The sequence below is a fragment of the Paenibacillus turicensis genome (genome assembly GCF_050461185.1).
Classification (GTDB): Bacteria; Bacillota; Bacilli; order Paenibacillales; family Paenibacillaceae; genus Fontibacillus; species Fontibacillus turicensis_A.
The window spans coordinates 1-17,078 of record NZ_JBCMOR010000011.1 but is presented as its reverse complement, the minus strand read 5'-3'; the positions used below and the strand labels follow the sequence as shown (position 1 = coordinate 17,078).

Annotated in this window: 22 protein-coding genes and 1 rRNA gene; 21 read left to right on the top strand and 2 right to left on the bottom strand. The window is 37.9% G+C overall.

The window, feature by feature from the left end:
• Nucleotides 1-63: 63 nt before the first annotated feature.
• The 18 genes from ABE099_RS15880 (at nt 64) to ABE099_RS15795 (ending at nt 13,318) form a co-directional block, all read left to right on the top strand.
• Entirely contained in the window at nt 64-708 is a 645-nt protein-coding gene (locus ABE099_RS15880; protein WP_430032089.1) for an adenylate kinase, read from the top strand.
• Nucleotides 709-713: 5 nt separating this feature from the next.
• Nucleotides 714-1,460, top strand: a complete 747-nt coding sequence (gene map, locus ABE099_RS15875) for a type I methionyl aminopeptidase (protein ID WP_210090996.1) — start codon at nt 714-716, stop codon at nt 1,458-1,460.
• Between the two features lie 16 nt (nt 1,461-1,476).
• The gene (locus ABE099_RS15870) at nt 1,477-1,797 is read left to right on the top strand and encodes a hypothetical protein (protein WP_430032116.1); all 321 of its coding nucleotides are present in this window, start codon (nt 1,477-1,479) and stop codon (nt 1,795-1,797) included.
• The gene (gene infA / locus ABE099_RS15865; RefSeq protein WP_017692098.1) at nt 1,790-2,005 is read left to right on the top strand and encodes a translation initiation factor IF-1; all 216 of its coding nucleotides are present in this window, start codon (nt 1,790-1,792) and stop codon (nt 2,003-2,005) included. Before ABE099_RS15870 ends, infA begins: the two co-directional genes overlap by 8 nt.
• Before the next feature lie 134 nt (nt 2,006-2,139).
• Nucleotides 2,140-2,253: a 50S ribosomal protein L36 gene (gene rpmJ, locus ABE099_RS15860; protein WP_003333770.1), complete on the top strand. Its 114-nt coding sequence runs from the start codon at nt 2,140-2,142 to the stop codon at nt 2,251-2,253.
• 20 nt (nt 2,254-2,273) lie between these two features.
• The gene (gene rpsM / locus ABE099_RS15855; RefSeq protein WP_210090994.1) at nt 2,274-2,642 is read left to right on the top strand and encodes a 30S ribosomal protein S13; all 369 of its coding nucleotides are present in this window, start codon (nt 2,274-2,276) and stop codon (nt 2,640-2,642) included.
• A gap of 19 nt (nt 2,643-2,661) precedes the next feature.
• A complete protein-coding gene (gene rpsK, locus ABE099_RS15850) occupies nt 2,662-3,057 on the top strand; it encodes a 30S ribosomal protein S11 (protein WP_210090993.1) in 396 nt (131 codons plus the stop codon).
• Nucleotides 3,058-3,187: 130 nt separating this feature from the next.
• A complete protein-coding gene (locus tag ABE099_RS15845; protein ID WP_210090992.1) occupies nt 3,188-4,132 on the top strand; it encodes a DNA-directed RNA polymerase subunit alpha in 945 nt (314 codons plus the stop codon).
• A gap of 36 nt (nt 4,133-4,168) precedes the next feature.
• On the top strand, nt 4,169-4,534 hold the full coding sequence (gene rplQ, locus ABE099_RS15840; protein ID WP_210090991.1) for a 50S ribosomal protein L17: 366 nt from the start codon (nt 4,169-4,171) through the stop codon (nt 4,532-4,534).
• A gap of 186 nt (nt 4,535-4,720) precedes the next feature.
• Nucleotides 4,721-5,497: a tRNA pseudouridine(38-40) synthase TruA gene (gene truA / locus ABE099_RS15835; RefSeq protein WP_430032088.1), complete on the top strand. Its 777-nt coding sequence runs from the start codon at nt 4,721-4,723 to the stop codon at nt 5,495-5,497.
• Between the two features lie 160 nt (nt 5,498-5,657).
• Nucleotides 5,658-6,023: a zf-TFIIB domain-containing protein gene (locus tag ABE099_RS15830; RefSeq protein ID WP_430032087.1), complete on the top strand. Its 366-nt coding sequence runs from the start codon at nt 5,658-5,660 to the stop codon at nt 6,021-6,023.
• A gap of 342 nt (nt 6,024-6,365) precedes the next feature.
• Nucleotides 6,366-6,800 carry a 50S ribosomal protein L13 gene (gene rplM / locus ABE099_RS15825; protein WP_430032086.1) on the top strand — a complete coding sequence of 145 codons (435 nt, stop codon included), beginning with the start codon at nt 6,366-6,368 and terminating at the stop codon, nt 6,798-6,800.
• A gap of 20 nt (nt 6,801-6,820) precedes the next feature.
• A complete protein-coding gene (gene rpsI / locus ABE099_RS15820) occupies nt 6,821-7,213 on the top strand; it encodes a 30S ribosomal protein S9 (protein ID WP_210090987.1) in 393 nt (130 codons plus the stop codon).
• Nucleotides 7,214-7,450: 237 nt separating this feature from the next.
• Entirely contained in the window at nt 7,451-8,317 is an 867-nt protein-coding gene (licT, locus tag ABE099_RS15815) for a BglG family transcription antiterminator LicT (RefSeq protein WP_430032115.1), read from the top strand.
• 4 nt (nt 8,318-8,321) lie between these two features.
• Nucleotides 8,322-9,686 (top strand): PTS transporter subunit EIIC, encoded by a 1,365-nt coding sequence (locus ABE099_RS15810; RefSeq protein WP_430032085.1) that lies wholly within the window; start codon nt 8,322-8,324, stop codon nt 9,684-9,686.
• A gap of 46 nt (nt 9,687-9,732) precedes the next feature.
• A complete protein-coding gene (locus ABE099_RS15805; RefSeq protein WP_430032084.1) occupies nt 9,733-11,169 on the top strand; it encodes a glycoside hydrolase family 1 protein in 1,437 nt (478 codons plus the stop codon).
• A 157-nt stretch (nt 11,170-11,326) separates the two neighbouring features.
• Entirely contained in the window at nt 11,327-12,130 is an 804-nt protein-coding gene (cwlD, locus tag ABE099_RS15800) for an N-acetylmuramoyl-L-alanine amidase CwlD (protein ID WP_430032083.1), read from the top strand.
• A 99-nt stretch (nt 12,131-12,229) separates the two neighbouring features.
• Entirely contained in the window at nt 12,230-13,318 is a 1,089-nt protein-coding gene (locus ABE099_RS15795) for a P-loop NTPase (protein ID WP_430032082.1), read from the top strand.
• A gap of 122 nt (nt 13,319-13,440) precedes the next feature.
• Here the strand turns inward: ABE099_RS15795 and gerD are convergent, their stop codons facing one another.
• Together gerD and pdaB are read right to left on the bottom strand one after the other, a co-directional pair.
• Nucleotides 13,441-14,217 (bottom strand): spore germination lipoprotein GerD, encoded by a 777-nt coding sequence (gene gerD / locus ABE099_RS15790; protein ID WP_430032081.1) that lies wholly within the window; start codon nt 14,215-14,217, stop codon nt 13,441-13,443.
• Nucleotides 14,218-14,405: 188 nt separating this feature from the next.
• The gene (gene pdaB / locus ABE099_RS15785; protein WP_430032080.1) at nt 14,406-15,212 is read right to left on the bottom strand and encodes a polysaccharide deacetylase family sporulation protein PdaB; all 807 of its coding nucleotides are present in this window, start codon (nt 15,210-15,212) and stop codon (nt 14,406-14,408) included.
• Between the two features lie 191 nt (nt 15,213-15,403).
• Between pdaB and ABE099_RS15780 the strand changes: the two genes are divergently transcribed.
• The 3 genes from ABE099_RS15780 to ABE099_RS15770 form a co-directional block, all read left to right on the top strand.
• Nucleotides 15,404-15,967, top strand: coding sequence for a stage II sporulation protein M (locus ABE099_RS15780; protein ID WP_430032114.1), 564 nt, complete (start codon nt 15,404-15,406; stop codon nt 15,965-15,967).
• Nucleotides 15,968-16,208: 241 nt separating this feature from the next.
• Nucleotides 16,209-16,439, top strand: a complete 231-nt coding sequence (locus tag ABE099_RS15775) for a hypothetical protein (RefSeq protein ID WP_430032079.1) — start codon at nt 16,209-16,211, stop codon at nt 16,437-16,439.
• A 387-nt stretch (nt 16,440-16,826) separates the two neighbouring features.
• Nucleotides 16,827-17,078: ribosomal RNA gene (locus ABE099_RS15770) — 16S ribosomal RNA — on the top strand; the annotation flags it as partial.

Here is a 17,078-nt window from a genome sequence, read left to right as displayed (position 1 = left end):
GCACCTGGTGCTTATTGTTATCCTAGAGTTTGGCAGCTAGTCATCTTGAAGGGAGAGATATTCATGAACATTTTATTCATGGGACCTCCCGGAGCAGGAAAAGGAACACAAGCTGAGGTCATCGTCAATGAATTTGGCATTCCCCATATTTCTACTGGAGATGCTTTTCGTTTGGCGATTAAAGAAGGAACTCCAGTTGGAATTAAAGCCAAGGAGTTTATAGATCAAGGCAAACTGGTGCCTGATGATGTTACGATCGGCATCGTTCGTGAGCGCCTACAGCAGTCCGATTGCGAAAAAGGTTTTCTGTTGGATGGTTTTCCAAGAACTCTTTCGCAAGCGGAAGCGCTGGAGGAACTGCTTAGCGGAATGAACCGCAAGTTGGAGCATGTCATAAACCTGAAGGTGGATCGCGACAGATTACTTGCTCGTCTTACGGGACGTCGTATTTGTAAATCTTGTGGTGCCACTTATCATGTGATCTTTAATCCTCCGGGTCAAGAAGGTGTCTGTGATAAATGCGGCGGTGAATTATATCAACGTTCTGATGATAATGAAGAGAGCGTTGGCATTCGCTTAGACGAATATATCAACAAAACAGCACCACTTCTCAAGTTCTACGAAGAAAAACAACTGTTGCGTCAGGTAGATGGCGAACAGGAAATCGGTACGGTATCCAAAGAAATCGTATCCTTACTGCGAGGTTAGATGTAATGATCATTTGTAAATCCGAAACGGAACTAGGCTTTATGAGAGAAGCAGGGCGGATTGTAGCGGAAACGCACAGGCTCATGGCACAATCCATTGAGCCCGGAATTACGACGGGTGAGCTGGATCGCATCGCCGATAAATACATCCGTAGTCAAGGGGCAATTCCTTCTTTTAAAGACTACAACGGTTTTCCTTACAGCATTTGTGCTTCAGTTAATGAAGAATTGGTACATGGATTCCCAAGTAAACGCAAACTGAATGAAGGCGATATTATTAGCCTTGATATTGGTGCTCAATATCGTGGGTTTCATGGTGATTCCGCTTGGACGTACCCTGTTGGTGAAATCTCTGAGGAAGCGAAGAAGCTACTAGAGGTGACTGAAGGCTCGTTGTTTGCAGGATTAGAACTTGTAAAACCCGATGTTCGTTTGTATACGATCTCGCACGCTATTCAGCAACACATTGAAAATGCAGGGTTCTCTGTTGTACGTGAATATGTTGGTCATGGTGTAGGGGCCGATCTACATGAGGAACCACAAATTCCTAATTACGGTACACCAGATCGTGGACCACGTTTAAAACCGGGCATGGTGCTTGCCATCGAGCCAATGGTTAATGTAGGGAAGCGGTACGTTAGAACACTTGAGGATAATTGGACTGTTGTTACGGTGGATGGCTCACTTTGTGCTCATTTTGAGCATACTGTAGCTGTGACACCGGATGGCATGGAAATACTCACAAAACTTTGATGCGTAGGTGAGAAATTTGAAACACCGATCCAAAGCGCAGCTTGGTCAAATTGTGAAGGTTTTAAAAGGTCGAGATGCAGATACGTATTGCGTTGTCACAGAATTAATTGATGATCGTTATGTACTTGTTGCTGATGGTCAGAAGCATAAATTCGACGCACCTAAACGTAAAAATGTACAGCATCTTGAGTTTATTCCTTTTATCAGCAATGAAGTTGTGCATAGCTTGCAAGATAGTGGCCGTGTAACTAACGCTAAGCTGCGATATGCAGTAGAGGCTTATGTTAAATCCATAAATATAAATGCTGAAGAGAAAGGAGACTGCACTAGTGGCTAAAGAGGATGTCATTGAGGTAGAAGGTACGGTTCTTGAACCATTGCCAAATGCAACATTTAAGGTTGAGCTTGAGAATGGTCACCAAATTTTGGCTCACGTATCAGGTAAATTACGGATGCACTTTATTCGTATCCTGACTGGAGACAAAGTGGTTGTCCAACTATCCCCTTACGATTTAACTAAGGGTCGTATTACTTACCGTAAATAGGAGTTGTACCATTTTAAAAATATGTGGTATGATATTCAGGTTGAGTAAATTGCAAGATATTTGTCACTGTTGTAAAGTTTAGTTTTCCTTATGAAGTGAGTTTTGCTTGGCAAAACTTTAAGGAGGTAATCAGCATGAAGGTAAGACCTTCTGTAAAGCCAATTTGCGAGAAATGCAAAGTCATTCGTCGTAAAGGCAATGTCATGGTGATTTGTGAAAATCCGAAACACAAACAAAAACAAGGTTAAAGAAGGGGGTGTAGCGTAAAATGGCACGTATAGCTGGTGTGGATTTGCCACGTGATAAACGCGTTGAGATCGCCTTAACTTACATTTTCGGAATCGGTAAAACGACTTCCCAGAAAATCCTGAGCACTACAGGCATCAGTCCGAACACTCGTGTTCGTGATTTGACGGAAGATGAGGTTAGCAAATTACGCGAAACGATCGATAAAGAGGTTAAGGTAGAAGGTGACCTTCGTCGTGAAATTTCTTTAAATATTAAACGTTTGATTGAGATTGGCTGTTACCGTGGTGTTCGTCACCGTCGCGGTTTGCCTGTTCGTGGACAACGTACTAAAACGAATGCCCGTACTCGTAAGGGTCCTCGTCGTACTGTAGCGAACAAGAAGAAATAAGAAGGGGGGATAAACGACAATGGCTAAACCGAAAAAAGTCGTACGTACTAAACGTCGCGACCGTAAAAATATTGAGTCGGGTGTGGCACATATTCGCTCCACCTTCAACAACACAATTGTTACAATTACCGATCCACATGGTAATGCTATTTCTTGGGCAAGCTCTGGCGGTCAAGGATTTAAGGGTTCCCGTAAATCCACTCCATACGCAGCACAAATGGCAGCAGAAACTGCAGCTAAAGCAGCAATGGAGCATGGCATGAAAACCGTAGAAGTTATGGTTAAAGGTCCAGGCGCTGGCCGCGAAGCGGCTATCCGCTCTTTGCAAGCAGCTGGTCTTGAAGTTAACGTAATTAAAGACGTAACTCCAATTCCTCATAACGGCTGCCGTCCTCCAAAACGCCGTCGTGTGTAATGAATCTGCTTTTAGAGTGTGGTATAACAACAATGTAAATGGTAATAATGGTTGTTTAGGCATACTTATGGATAGACTTCAGTAAACATGACAGTTTCGAAGGAAAGACGTTTTGAAGGAGGGGTACTTCGTGATAGAAATCGAAAAGCCAAAAATTGAGACCGTAGAAGTTAACGAAAATGGCACCTATGGGAAATTTGTAGTAGAACCACTTGAGCGTGGATATGGCACCACTCTGGGCAACTCGCTTCGCCGGATTTTGCTCTCTTCTCTGCCTGGTGCAGCGGTAACCTCGGTCCAAATCGATGGTGTTTTGCATGAATTCGCAACCATCCCGGGCGTAATGGAAGATGTTACGGAGATTATTCTAAACCTCAAAGCGCTCTCGCTAAAAATCCACTCCGATGAAGAGAAAACTCTTGAAATCGATGCGGAAGGCGAAGGAAAAATTACGGCTGGTGATATTCGCGCTGATAGCGATGTAGAGATTTTGAATCCTGACTTGCATATTGCAACGTTAGAACCAGGTTCTAGACTCCACATGAGAATTTTCTCAGGTCGTGGTCGTGGTTATGTTCAGGCAGATAAGAATAAACGGGATGATCAACCAATTGGTGTAATTCCTGTTGATTCCATCTATACCCCAATTACGCGTGTAAACTACGTAGTAGAAAATACGCGTGTTGGTCAAGTGACTAACTACGATAAACTTACGCTTGAAGTATGGACTGATGGTAGCATCAGACCAGAAGAGGCAGTTAGTCTCGGTGCTAAGATTTTGACAGAGCATCTCTTCTTATTCGTGGGTCTTACGGATGAAGCGAAAGACGCTGAGATTATGGTTGAGAAGGAAGAAGACAAGAAAGAGAAAGTGCTTGAAATGACGATTGAAGAGCTGGACCTTTCAGTTCGTTCCTATAACTGTCTCAAACGTGCTGGTATTAACACAGTACAAGAGCTTACTACGAAAACGGAAGAAGATATGATGAAGGTGCGTAACCTTGGTCGTAAATCTTTGGAAGAAGTACAAGAAAAGCTTGAAGAGCTTGGTTTAGGATTACGTACAGAAGAATAGAAGTCTTGAATCGTTTTAGCAGAGGAGGGAAAACTCATGGCATATCAAAAGTTGGGACGCGATTCTAGTGCACGTAAAGCTTTGTTTCGTGATCTTGTAACGGATTTGTTCTTGTATGAACGTATCCAAACAACTGAAGCTAAAGCGAAGGAAGTTCGCTCTATCGCTGAAAAGTTGATCACAAAAGCAAAACGTGGAGATTTGCACGCTCGTCGTCAGGTAGCAGCATATGTTCGTCGTGAATCTATCGACGGTCAAACAGATGCAATCCAGAAGCTATTCTCGGATATCGCACCTCGTTACAACGAACGTCCAGGTGGATACACTCGTATCTTGAAACTAGGTCCTCGCCGCGGTGACGCAGCACCTATGGTTTACTTGGAATTGGTAGATCGTGCTTAATGAATAAATAACCTTATGGTTGTTCGGAATTTAAACTCTCTGTTAGCGAACCTTAATGGCTACGCTCGGGGAGTTTTTCCATGTTGTTTACTTTAACTCTAACATTGTAATGTTATTTAATTATTTTGTTACACGCTTTATTCATCGTTGCTTTAGATTGACATCGTGATTGGAGGAGAGCTCGTTTTGCGTAATTTACTTATGACGGTTTGTTATGAAGGCACAGCTTATTATGGCTTTCAGACTCAGCCGAATGGGAATACGATTCAAGACCACCTTGAGGCGGCGATTTATACCATTACTCGTGAGGAAGATGTTAAAATTCATGCTTCTGGACGTACAGATGCTGGCGTCCACGCACGAGCTCAGCCCTTTCACTATGTCACAGCAACAGATATTCCAATAGAACGATGGGCTTATGCCATTAATGGTCGGCTTCCTAAAGATATTAGAATTACAAATGTGCAGGAAGTTCCACTTAGTTTTCACTCTCGACGCTCTGCTAAACGTAAGACCTATCGTTATTCCATTAATGCCAATCGTGTTCCTGATGTTTTTCAGCGCAACTTTCAATTTCATCATCCAGGAAAACTGAATATCAATGATATGATAGAGGCTTGTCCTTATCTCATTGGAACTTATGACTTTACTTCCTTTGCTTCTCGTTATTCAACAAAAGCAAATCATGTTCGTACCATATATGATGCACATATTGTACATGATACAACCAGTGAATTTTTGGGAACACGAGAGCAAGGAATCATTCATTTTTATATTACTGGAAACGGATTTCTTCAGCATATGGTGAGAATCATCGTGGGAACCTTGCTAGAAATTGGGGAAGGTAAAAGATCACCCGATTCATTGAAAATCGCATTAGATGCTAAAGACCGTGCTGCAGCTGGTCCAACAGCAGAGAGCCACGGCTTAATGTTGTGGAGTGTAGAATACGATGAAGTTTAGTTGATAAATGAGGCTTATGTGTAATGGATTCATTTTCTGAAACCTAGTGTTAATATATACGTAATAACTTAAAAATTAAGTAATCAAATTTAATGTCTTACTAGTGAATGAGGATTAAAGTTGATTGAATTCGTATTTTTAACTTTAGGAGGAATGGAATATGAGATGTCCAGTATGTAATGACGTGAAAATGAGAGAAGTAGAAAAAGATGGTGTATTGATTGATATTTGTCCTGAATGTAAAGGGGTCTGGTTAGATCGTGGTGAGCTAGACAAGCTATTACAGGAAGTTCGTGAGATTAGACCTGCTTTTAATGATTGGTATGAGCATCATGAGCAAGACTATTCTAACAAAGACAAGTATCAAGAAAGAAATCATGACAGAAGCCATGAAAGAAACTATGATAAGTCTCATTCACCAAACAATTACGATGATTCCTATTCCAGACATGGAAATGATAAATCCTACTACAAGCGAAAAAAGAAGAAATCAGTCCTAGATGTGTTTGGGGATTTATTTGACTGATTTTTTTCTTTTTAGCTGCTATAACTAAAGGTAGTTTTTATCCTTCTAAATTCTATTTCTTTTCCATTTATTTACCTCTATATTTATGTTATACACAAAGCAAAAAAAGCTTGCTTATTAGCCCTGTTTCCTGTAAAATAAAGTTTGTGTTTTCTTAATGGCTATCCCACAGCCCCCAATTAAGAAAACCATACAGTAACAACTTAAAATAATGTTTTTTCATGTTTTTCATATGCAAATGACAACGATAAGATAAATGTGCTGAATTGCTTTACAATCTCAATTGTTGATCATATTCGGCATGAATGAACAATTTTCAATCGATTGAAGGAGGATCTTTACATGCGTACCTATATGGCAAAGCCAGCAGAAGTTGAACGCAAGTGGCACATCATTGATGCTGAAGGTAAAACTTTAGGCCGCTTGGCTAGTGAAGCTGCTGCATTGATTCGTGGCAAACACAAACCTCAATTTACTCCACACGTTGATGGCGGTGACTTCGTTATCGTAATTAACGCTGAGAAAATTCATTTGACTGGTAAGAAATTAGAAAATAAAAAGTACTACCGTCACTCAATGCACCCAGGTGGTTTGAAAGTAACTGTAGCTCAAGACTTACTTAACACTAAACCTGAACGTGTAATTGAATCTGCCATTCATGGCATGCTTCCTAAAACTCGTCAAGGCGAAAAAATGAAATTAAGATTAAAAGCTTATGCGGGTACTGAGCATCCACATGCAGCACAAAAACCTGAAGTTTACGAACTTCGCGGATAATAAAAAAGGAGGACAGTTTCATGGCACAAGTACAATACTATGGGACAGGTCGTCGTAAACATTCGGTAGCTCGTGTTCGTCTCGTACCGGGTGAAGGACGCATTGTCATTAATAAACGTGATATCAACGAATATTTTGGTTTGGAAACATTGAAATTAATTGTTAAGCAACCACTTAACTTAACTGAAACATTGAATAGCTATGATGTATTAGTTATCGCACATGGTGGTGGTACTTCAGGTCAAGCAGGAGCAATCCGTCACGGTATCTCTCGTGCGTTGCTTAAAGCAGATCCTGAGTTCCGTCCAGCTCTTAAAAAAGCAGGATTCTTGACTCGTGACCCACGTATGAAAGAACGTAAAAAATACGGACTTAAAGCTGCACGTCGTGCACCTCAGTTCTCAAAACGTTAATATCCCTTGTTTATCAAGGATTACAAGCCCTTGGCCATTATTGGTCAGGGGTTTTGTTTTGAAATTTGTAATGGATATATATCCCATCATGGAAACGCTTGCATATATAAAAGTTAAATGATATTATATTGATGTAAAAAATAATATGATTATTGGCCCAGAATGTTAGTTTCGTACGCATGACTAGGCATATTCTAAAACTTTGTTTTTGGATATGTTCTAGTCTTTTTTTATTTTATAAAGGAGGGAGGTTTTATTATCTATAAATTTTATAAAAGATTAAATAATAACACTGTGAGTGCTGTTGATGAAAATGGCAGTGAAGTGATTCTAAAAGGCAAGGGTATTGCATTTCTTGATGACAATGGGAATATTGATGACTCAAAAATTGAAAAAATCTTTGAATTTAAGAATAAAAAGGACTTTCACTATTTCTATTCCCTAATAGATAAAATTCCTTATGAATATATGGAAACGGCGGAGTTGATTATTTCTTTCTCGCAAAAAATGCTCAATAGACCATTAAATGAACACATTTATATTACGATGACAGATCATTTGAATTATGCATTACAAAGAATGAAAGAAAATATTTTTATAACAAACCCATTAGTTTGGGAGATCAAAAGGTTTTACCCGACTGAGTATCAAATTGGACTAGCCTCATTAGACATTATAGAAGAAAAGTTAGGAGTAAGATTTGATAATAGTGAAGCAGCATCAATTGCATTACATATTATTGATGCTGAATTGAATGTAGATATTAACCAATCGATGAAGATGACACAACTTATGCAAGATATATTAGATATTATTAAAAATAATTTTGATTTTACTTTTGATGAAAATAGTATAGTTTACAATCGTTTAACTACTCATTTGAAGTACTTTGTAGAAAGAGCAATGAAATCAGATTATGTTGGAGAGAGTGATATTGAAATATTTGAGTTTATTAGAAATAAATATCCGGAAGTTTATCATTGTACTCTAAAGATTGCGCATTATGTAGAAGATGAACTTAGATATAAAGTAAGTGACAGCGAAAAAATGTATCTTACCGTTCACATAGAAACGCTATTAAAAGAAGTCAGAAAAAAGGGGTAACATTATGGATTTCAAAAAATTTGCTAAAGATATTATTGATAATGTTGGTGGAGTTGAAAACATTCAAAGTTTGACACATTGTATAACTAGATTAAGATTTCAATTGAAGGATGAAAAAAAAGCCAATGATAATATAATAAAAAACATGGAGGGAGTTGCTACTGTTGTTCATAGTGCTGGACAATACCAAGTAGTTATTGGGAAAAATGTAATCAAGGTTTATGATACCATTGTCGAAAATTATAATATCGGAGAAACTGAACCTTCTGAAGCAACAAGTGATAATGAAAATAAAGGTTCTTTCATGAAGCAGTTTATTAAACTTGTAACAGGTATTATGATGCCTTCGTTGTCTATTTTATGTGCTTGCGGGATGTTAAAAGGACTGAATTCTGTTGCTACATTTTTTGGCTTATATTCTAATGATTCAGGTATTTATACCTTATTAAATGCAATCGGTGATTCAATCTTCTTTTTCTTCCCTATTGTGATTGGCTACAATATGGCTAAGACCATTAATATAAAAAATCCTTACTTAGGTTTAATTATTGGTGCGGCAATATGTTATCCCACTATTAACGGGGTTGATGTCGAGTTATTTGGGAACGTAATTAATGCTACGTATACTTCTACTATATTCCCTGTTATTTTAATGGTTGCTTTAGCAAAACCGCTAGAAAAATTGTTTAATAAGATGATTCCTAGTATAGTAAGTAACTTCCTTACTCCGATGTTTGTCATGATGATTACAGTGACATTAGGATATATCATTCTAGGTCCAATTGCGAATGCAGTAAGTTTAGGCTTATCTAACAGTATTTTAGCTATAAATGACTTTAGTCCGATCCTTACCGGTTTTATTGCAGGAGCTTTGTGGCAAGTAATGGTTGTTTTTGGAGTACAGATTTTATTAGTAGTTGTTGCTATAAATAATATAACAGCAGGTATCCCCGATCCTATATTACCTTTTACAACATTTGTGGCTTTTTCTACAACGGGATCAATTATTGCAATTTGGTTGAAGACCAGAAATAAGCAATTGAGAAGTGCAGCTTTACCTGCTTGGATCTCAGGTCTTTTTGGAATTACAGAACCAGCTATTTATGGAATCTTAGTTCAGCGACCTAGACAATTTGTCTTAACTTGCATTAATGGAGGGATTACCGGCATATTAGTTGCATATTTTGGTATGAAATATTACACCATGGCGGGTATGGGGATTTTTGAAATTCCAGCAATTCTAAATCCTAGTGATCCCAAAGGCTCATTTATACATGCTGTTATTACTACAGCAGTTTCATTTACATTAGGATTTGTTTTATCGTATCTAACTTTTAAAGATGAAAAGCAAGATGGAGCAAAAATTTAAAAAGGTATACTAAAAAATATCGTGTTGGGGAGAAAGGTAGATAAATATGTTTCCAGATGGTTTTTTATGGGGAGGCGCTACTGCTGCTAACCAAATTGAAGGTGGGTATAAGGAAGGTAATAAAGGGGATTGTATATCAGATCATATTACTGGAGGTTCTTTAGATACAAAAAGAAAATTCACTCCAGTAATTGATGAAAATAATTATTATCCAAGCAAAGTTGGAGTGGACTTTTACCATCACTTTAAAGATGATATCAAATTATTCGCACAGATGGGTTTTAAGGTATTTAGAATGTCAATGAACTGGGCTCGTATTTATCCTACTGGACTTGAAGACATACCTAATGAAGCCGGCTTACAATTTTATGATGATGTATTTGATGAATGTATCAAGTACGGGATAGAGCCATTAGTTACTTTGCATCATTTTGATATGCCTTACACCTTAGTAGAAAAATATCAAGGGTTTCTAAGTAGAGAAGTAGTTGATTTATTTGTTAAATATGCTTCAACCGTATTTAAAAGGTACAAAAATAAAGTAAAATACTGGTTAACCTTTAATGAAATAAATTTTGCAACAATCCCTATGGGGTCTTTAGAGTTATTAGGAATCTATAACAAACAAACTACAGATTATACTGAACCAGATGATGATGTAAATCAAAGATATCAAGCTCTACATCATGTCTTTGTTGCTAGTGCAATGGCAGTTATTGAAGGACATAAGGTCAATCCGGATAGTAAGATTGGATGTATGGTAGCGCATGTACCCATGTATCCGTTCAGTTGTCACCCTCAGGATATGCTTTTAGTTCAAGCAACAGACCATAGCTTTAATGATTTTTGCGGAGATGTCCAGGTTAAAGGTGAATACCCATATTACATTCATAAATTTTTAAAAGATCATAATATCAATATTATAAAAGAGATTAACGATGATCAGTTATTAAAATTAGGTGTAGTTGATTATTATTCATTTTCTTACTACATGTCTAACTGTGTAAATTCACAAGAAAGCGAAGATATTAATACTACGAGTGGCAACTTAGTAGGAGGGGTCAAAAATCCTTACCTGAGATCCAGTGACTGGGGTTGGCAAATAGATCCAGAAGGATTAAGATTTACTCTTCATAAACTATACGATCGATATCATATCCCATTAATGATAGTTGAAAATGGCCTTGGTGCTGTAGATATTAAGGAACCAGATAACACGATTCATGATGATTATCGAATTGATTTTATGAAACAACATATTGTTCAAATTGGACAAGCTATAGAAGAAGGTGTAGATGTTTTAGGCTACACGATGTGGTCTGCAATTGATAGTATTTCTTCTAGTACAGGAGAAATGAAAAAGCGCTATGGTTTGATTTATGTTGATCGAGATGATGATGGAAACGGGGATTTCGCAAGGTACCCAAAAGATTCATTCCATTGGTACAAAAATGTTATTAAATCTAATGGTGAAATTATCTAAAAATGGATGCCCTTGGTCATTATTGGTCAGGGGTTTTATTTTTATGATTCGAAGTGTGTCAGTCTACAAGTTGCCTCCTCTATTTCTGTTTTAGTAATATTTGTTTGCCTTGTCCCATATGATGAGTAATGTCATTAGGGGATGGAGGTAGATTAATATGCTTTTCAAAAATACTATCAATCGTGACCGTTTGAAATATCCGCAAGCCAAACAGGGACCATTTGTATGGATTCATTTAAAATGGATCAAGTGGTCTGGGATCTTTTTGGTTTTTTTAACTGTGCTAAGCTTGCTAATGCTGTACAACCCTTCAGTCTCAACAGTTTGGAATTATTGGAGTTTGCCATTGTCGGGAGTTACCGTTGCGTTAGATGCAGGACATGGTGGTCCTGATGGTGGTGCAGTGAGCAAGGAGGGAATCATTGAAAAGGATATTAATTTAGCTGTAAGCCTTTATTTACGTGATTATCTTCAGCAAGCAGGTGCGATTGTGGTGATGACACGTGAGGATGATCGTGATTTAGCTAATCCTGAGACAAAGGGATATAAAAAGCGGAAAACAGAAGATCTTCATTATAGAGCCAGATTTATTGAAGAGAAACAAGCAGATTTATTTGTAAGTATTCATATGAATAGTATTCCTTCATCGCGCTGGAATGGGGCACAAACCTTTTATGGTGTAAAGAATCAGGATAGTGTAAAGTTAGCTAACTATGTCCAAAAGATGCTTGTGCATCAGTTAGAGAATACAAATCGTGTTGCTAAAACCTCTGATAAAACAGTTTATTTATTAGACACCGTAGATACCCCGGCTATTTTAGTGGAGGTAGGTTTTTTATCCAACCCCAAAGAGGCACTACAATTAGGAAATCCTGAATATCAAAGAAAAGTAGCTGCTTCTATTTATGAAGGGATACTACAATTTAAAGCAGAGAAGCAAACGAACAGCTCAGCAGATTAAAAGTAAAAATGCTATAATAGATATCATACTTAGCTAAATATATTTAACTAAACATACTTAGCTAAGTTGTTGATCACATAGAAGTAGAGGTGCTGTTCATTGCTATCTCAGGAAAATATACTTGCAATTTTAAGACCAATCGCTGAACCGATTACAGGACAAAGCCTAGTGGATTTAAAATGGATTCGTGATGTTATGCTCAGAGATCAGAAGATTGCTCTTACTGTAGTTTTATTACATAAAGATGATGTTTTACAGGAAGAGCTTGGGGATGAAATTCGCTTCCGTCTGTTAGAAGCTGGAATAGAGGATGTTCATCTTAGATTTCGACAAGCATCAATGCACGAACAACAGCAGGCAGGAATTACAGTAAATCAAGATGAAGAGACAGAACAAAATGACTCTAAACGGACTTTAAAGGGGCATGGAATTGGATTAGAAGCTTCATCCATTCTAGATGAGTCAGCTGGAGTCAAGTTTATTGCTGTTGCAAGTGGAAAAGGTGGCGTAGGCAAATCTACGGTTACAGTACAACTGGCTAAGGCGTTGTCTAGATTAGGCTACCAAGTTGGTATCGTTGACGCTGATATCTATGGATTTAGTATTCCTACCATTATGGAAATTGATGAGTTGCCGATTATTGAGGATGGACTAATATTGCCTGTAGAACATAACGGTGTAAAAGTGATGTCTATGAGCTTTTTTATTAAGGACAATAATCCGGTTATTTGGCGTGGACCGATGTTGGGGAAAATGCTAAGACAATTTATAGAGGAAGTCCAGTGGGGAGAGGTTGACTATGTGTTAATTGATATGCCTCCTGGAACAGGAGATGTTGCACTAGATGTTCACCAGATGTTTCCGCAATGTCGAGAAATCATTGTCACTACTCCACACACAGCTGCCTCTCATGTTGCAGTACGTGCTGGCATAATGGCCTTACAGACAGATCAACAAGTTATTGGCGTTATCGAAAATATGTCCTATTATCAATGTGTAGGCTGTGAAGATAAAGTATATCTGTTTGGTAAAGGCGGGGGACAAGCTTTAGCTGACAAATTAAGTACAACCTTGTTAGCACAAATACCAATCGTACCTGATGAGCCTCATGTAGATAATCGTCATAAAGTAGAGTTGGAAATAGAAAAAATCTATAATCAACTTGCAGAAAGTATTACAGCAACTTAGTGACTTTAATGTAAGTAAAAAATAAAAAATATATAAAAAATGGCTGCCCACAGAGGACATGCCATTTTTTTGTTTACTGTTCAATTTAATTATTAATTCATTCTTCTCATTTACTTATTTTTTTATTGTCCGCCTTCTCCACCAGAGTCTTTGCTTTCACCGCCACCACCTTCTCCCCCGCCTTTGCCACCTTCACCAGATCCAGGTGCTTTCTCGATGGTGGGTTGAAGTTGCTGCTGTACAACTGTTTTTAACAACTCCATGACTTGTAGCTTAAATAAGGGGCTTTGCATAGCTTCTTGCATCACTGTCATCGATTGCTTACGATAATCTGGCGTCTTTGTAAGCTCAAGGAACATTTTCATGACATCGGGGGATTTCATAATATCCCCAACCGATTTCTGATACGTAGGATCTTTAATAAGCTGTAAATGCATTTCCTTACTTTGCGCACTTATTGCTTTAGCAAAGTCTCCTGCAAACTGAGGGTCAGTCATGATTTTCTCAATTTCTTTTTTATATTCTGGAGAGGTAATTGTTTCTTTTACTGCCATACGAACATCTTCAGAGGTTTGGGAAGGTAATAACATCTTAATCCCCATTGAGCCACCTCCGCCGCCATTCCCTCCGCCACTACCGCCACCTTGTCCACCTTCAGATTCTGAATCTCCAGATTGTGAGCTGCTTGATGGGCTACTGCTTTGAGATGGGCCCGCTGTTAACGCCTCATAAATTGCCTTTTTACCTTCATCACTTTTTAATACGTCAATAATCATTGATTTTGATTCTTTATATCCACCAGTGCTTTGGGCCGATGATGAGCCTTGATCGGAGCCACAGGCAGTTAGCAGAGAAGTGAGCATACAAATGACTAACCATGCACACATCTGTTTTTTCATATTAGATATCCTCCTTACTAAAATTAGTGCTGTACTTATTATGGTGTATAGAAAAGGGAATTATCCAAATGAAATAACAGATTATAAAATTATTCAGTTAAATAAACATATAAAAAACGGGGAACATTCAGGACGTATGCCTTCAAGAAATTTGAAGTACAATTACCCTATATTCCACCGTCTTTATTTTAATTTGCTGCGTGGTCCATCTTTTGTTCTGTCCAAGTTTGATCATGAACTTCTTTACCTTCTGTATTTGCTTGCTGAACTAGATCCGTGACTGTAACAAACTCAAAGCCTTTTTGTCTAAGCTGTTCAATAATTTGTGGAAGCGCTTCGTGGGTTTGATTAACAGAATCGCTAGCATGAAGGAGGATGATGTCCCCTGCATGTGCTTTACTAACTACACGATCTACAATGGTTTGTACCCCTTTGTTCATCCAATCCTGTGAATCCGTATCCCACTGAATAACCTTATAACCTTGGTTTTGCGCAATATTTAAAACACGTTTGTCGAAATCCCCATTAGGAAGGCGGATTAATTTTGGCTCTGCACCAGTAACTTCTGTTAAAATAGTATGAGCAGTTTTAATTTGTTCTGTAATCTCCTCATCACTTAATGAGCTGTAGTTTACATGCTTATGACCATGACTGCCAATTTCAAATCCTTGCTGTTGTATTTTTTTTACAATGTCTGGGTGTGTTTTGCTCCAAGGAGAGGAGAGGAAGAAGGTAGCCTTTTGTACGTTTTTGTCCTTTAACACTTGAAGTATGGGCTCGGCACGTTTATCTCCCCAACTAATATCAAAAGTAAGTGCAACGATTTTCTTATCTGTGGATACGCTATAAATAGCTGAGGGACTACTCTCATCTGAAAATACCGTAACATTTCCCTGCTCCACATAAATGATACCTGCTGTAAACAATGCCGCCGCAAAAATTAGAAAATACCTTTTGATTTTTCTCCCATTCAGGACATAGAAGAAATTATTCATGGAATATAAGCCCCTCTCAATAGAAAATGATTTGTCCACTGCTATAATGTATGCTCGTACATTTGATTTATAACTTTTTAGGGATAAGCTTTTCGCTAGAAGGTAAGCATTGTATAGTTAAAACATAGAAAGGTTGTGTTACTGTGTCGTTATTTCAATTTTTTAAGGATATTCATAGTTTTAAGAAGGCAATGCTGGTTGCTGTTTCACTTTTTATAGTGGGAATTATACTAGGAACGGTGAACTCACAATTTATCGATCAAATCATTCAGCCTAGTATCGCGCAGCTCCAATCAATTAGTTCAGATTTATCTTCTTCAAATAATCCGGAATGGAGCTTCTTCAAATTTATTTTCATTAATAATGTTACAAAAAGTTTAGCTGTGTTGGCGTTGGGAGGGTTTTTTGGATTAATTCCTGCCTTTTTTCTAGTTATGAATGGAATGATGTTGGGCTATATTCTTGCTGTTGCTGCTGCAAGTGGCCAGGCATGGGGGGTTATTTTGCTTCGCGGAATTTTACCTCATGGTATTATCGAACTGCCAGTAATTATTATTGCGGCGGCTTATGGGTTACAATTTGGTTACTTCGTACTTAGATCATTAGGTGAAATGGGTGGAGCAGGTAAAGGCGAAAAAAGTGTGAATTGGCGTAATTTCTTTCAAAAGGTAATGCGAGCAGTGGTATGGATCACATTATTACTGTGTATTGCAGCCGTCATTGAAAGTACGATTACATTTTATCTGGTGAAATAAAAATTTGTTTCAAAGAGGTATCATAATTTTCTCCAAATGTGTGCATAACAGTAAAGCAAACCAAAATTAGAGTTTACATTACGATAAAAAGGGTTAATCCTCATTAAAGGGTTGGTGCTTATGTACCAATCCAATTTTATAATAACTCGACAACATCATTGAGTATAAAGACATAGGTTGATCTGTCAGTTTATTAGATAGCGGGGGTTTTACTGCACTGTAGACAAAGGAGAGATGCATGATGTTAGGAATGTTATTTAGTGAAAAGGAATGTTGTGAGCTTGATTATGTGCTTCGTAAAGAGTTAGATGAAATGTTATTTGATTTAAGCGACCATCGACTTGATTTAGATATTAGACAAGCGATTGCAAAAAGATATAAGACCGTGTTTCGTATGTATGCTAGATTTGCACCTTCAAAGGAATTATCTAAGTATGCTCGTAAAGCGAAAATCCCACAAATGAAGCAATGATATTACTATTGGTTGGTGATTAACAAAAAGGTTTGAAAAAAGTGTTGACTCTTATTTGAAATATGTGATATAGTATTAATCGTTCCGCTTTTGAGGAAAAAAGTTGAACAAGCAAGAAAAAATTAAAAGCTGAAAAAAGTTTTTAAAAAAACTCTTGCAAAGAAGATATCAAATATGTTATATTATAAGAGTTGCTGCTGAGAACGCAGTTAACACTGAAACAAAGCTTTTAACTAAGCAAATCAACAAAAAGTAACAAAGTTGATCTTTGAAAACTAAACAACGAGTGAGTGAATTTCACGAAAGTGGAATTCAAAAATAAGTAGATTAATTTCAACGAATTAATCTCGTCAGATTCAAAATGAGCTTATCGCTCTTTTCAATACTTTATTGGAGAGTTTGATCCTGGCTCAGGACGAACGCTGGCGGCGTGCCTAATACATGCAAGTCGAGCGGACTTGATGAGAAGCTTGCTTCTCTGAGAGTTAGCGGCGGACGGGTGAGTAACACGTAGGCAACCTGCCTGTAAGACTGGGATAACTACCGGAAACGGTAGCTAATACCGGATAGGTGATTTTCTCGCATGAGGGAATCAAGAAAGACGGAGCAATCTGTCACTTACGGATGGGCCTGCGGCGC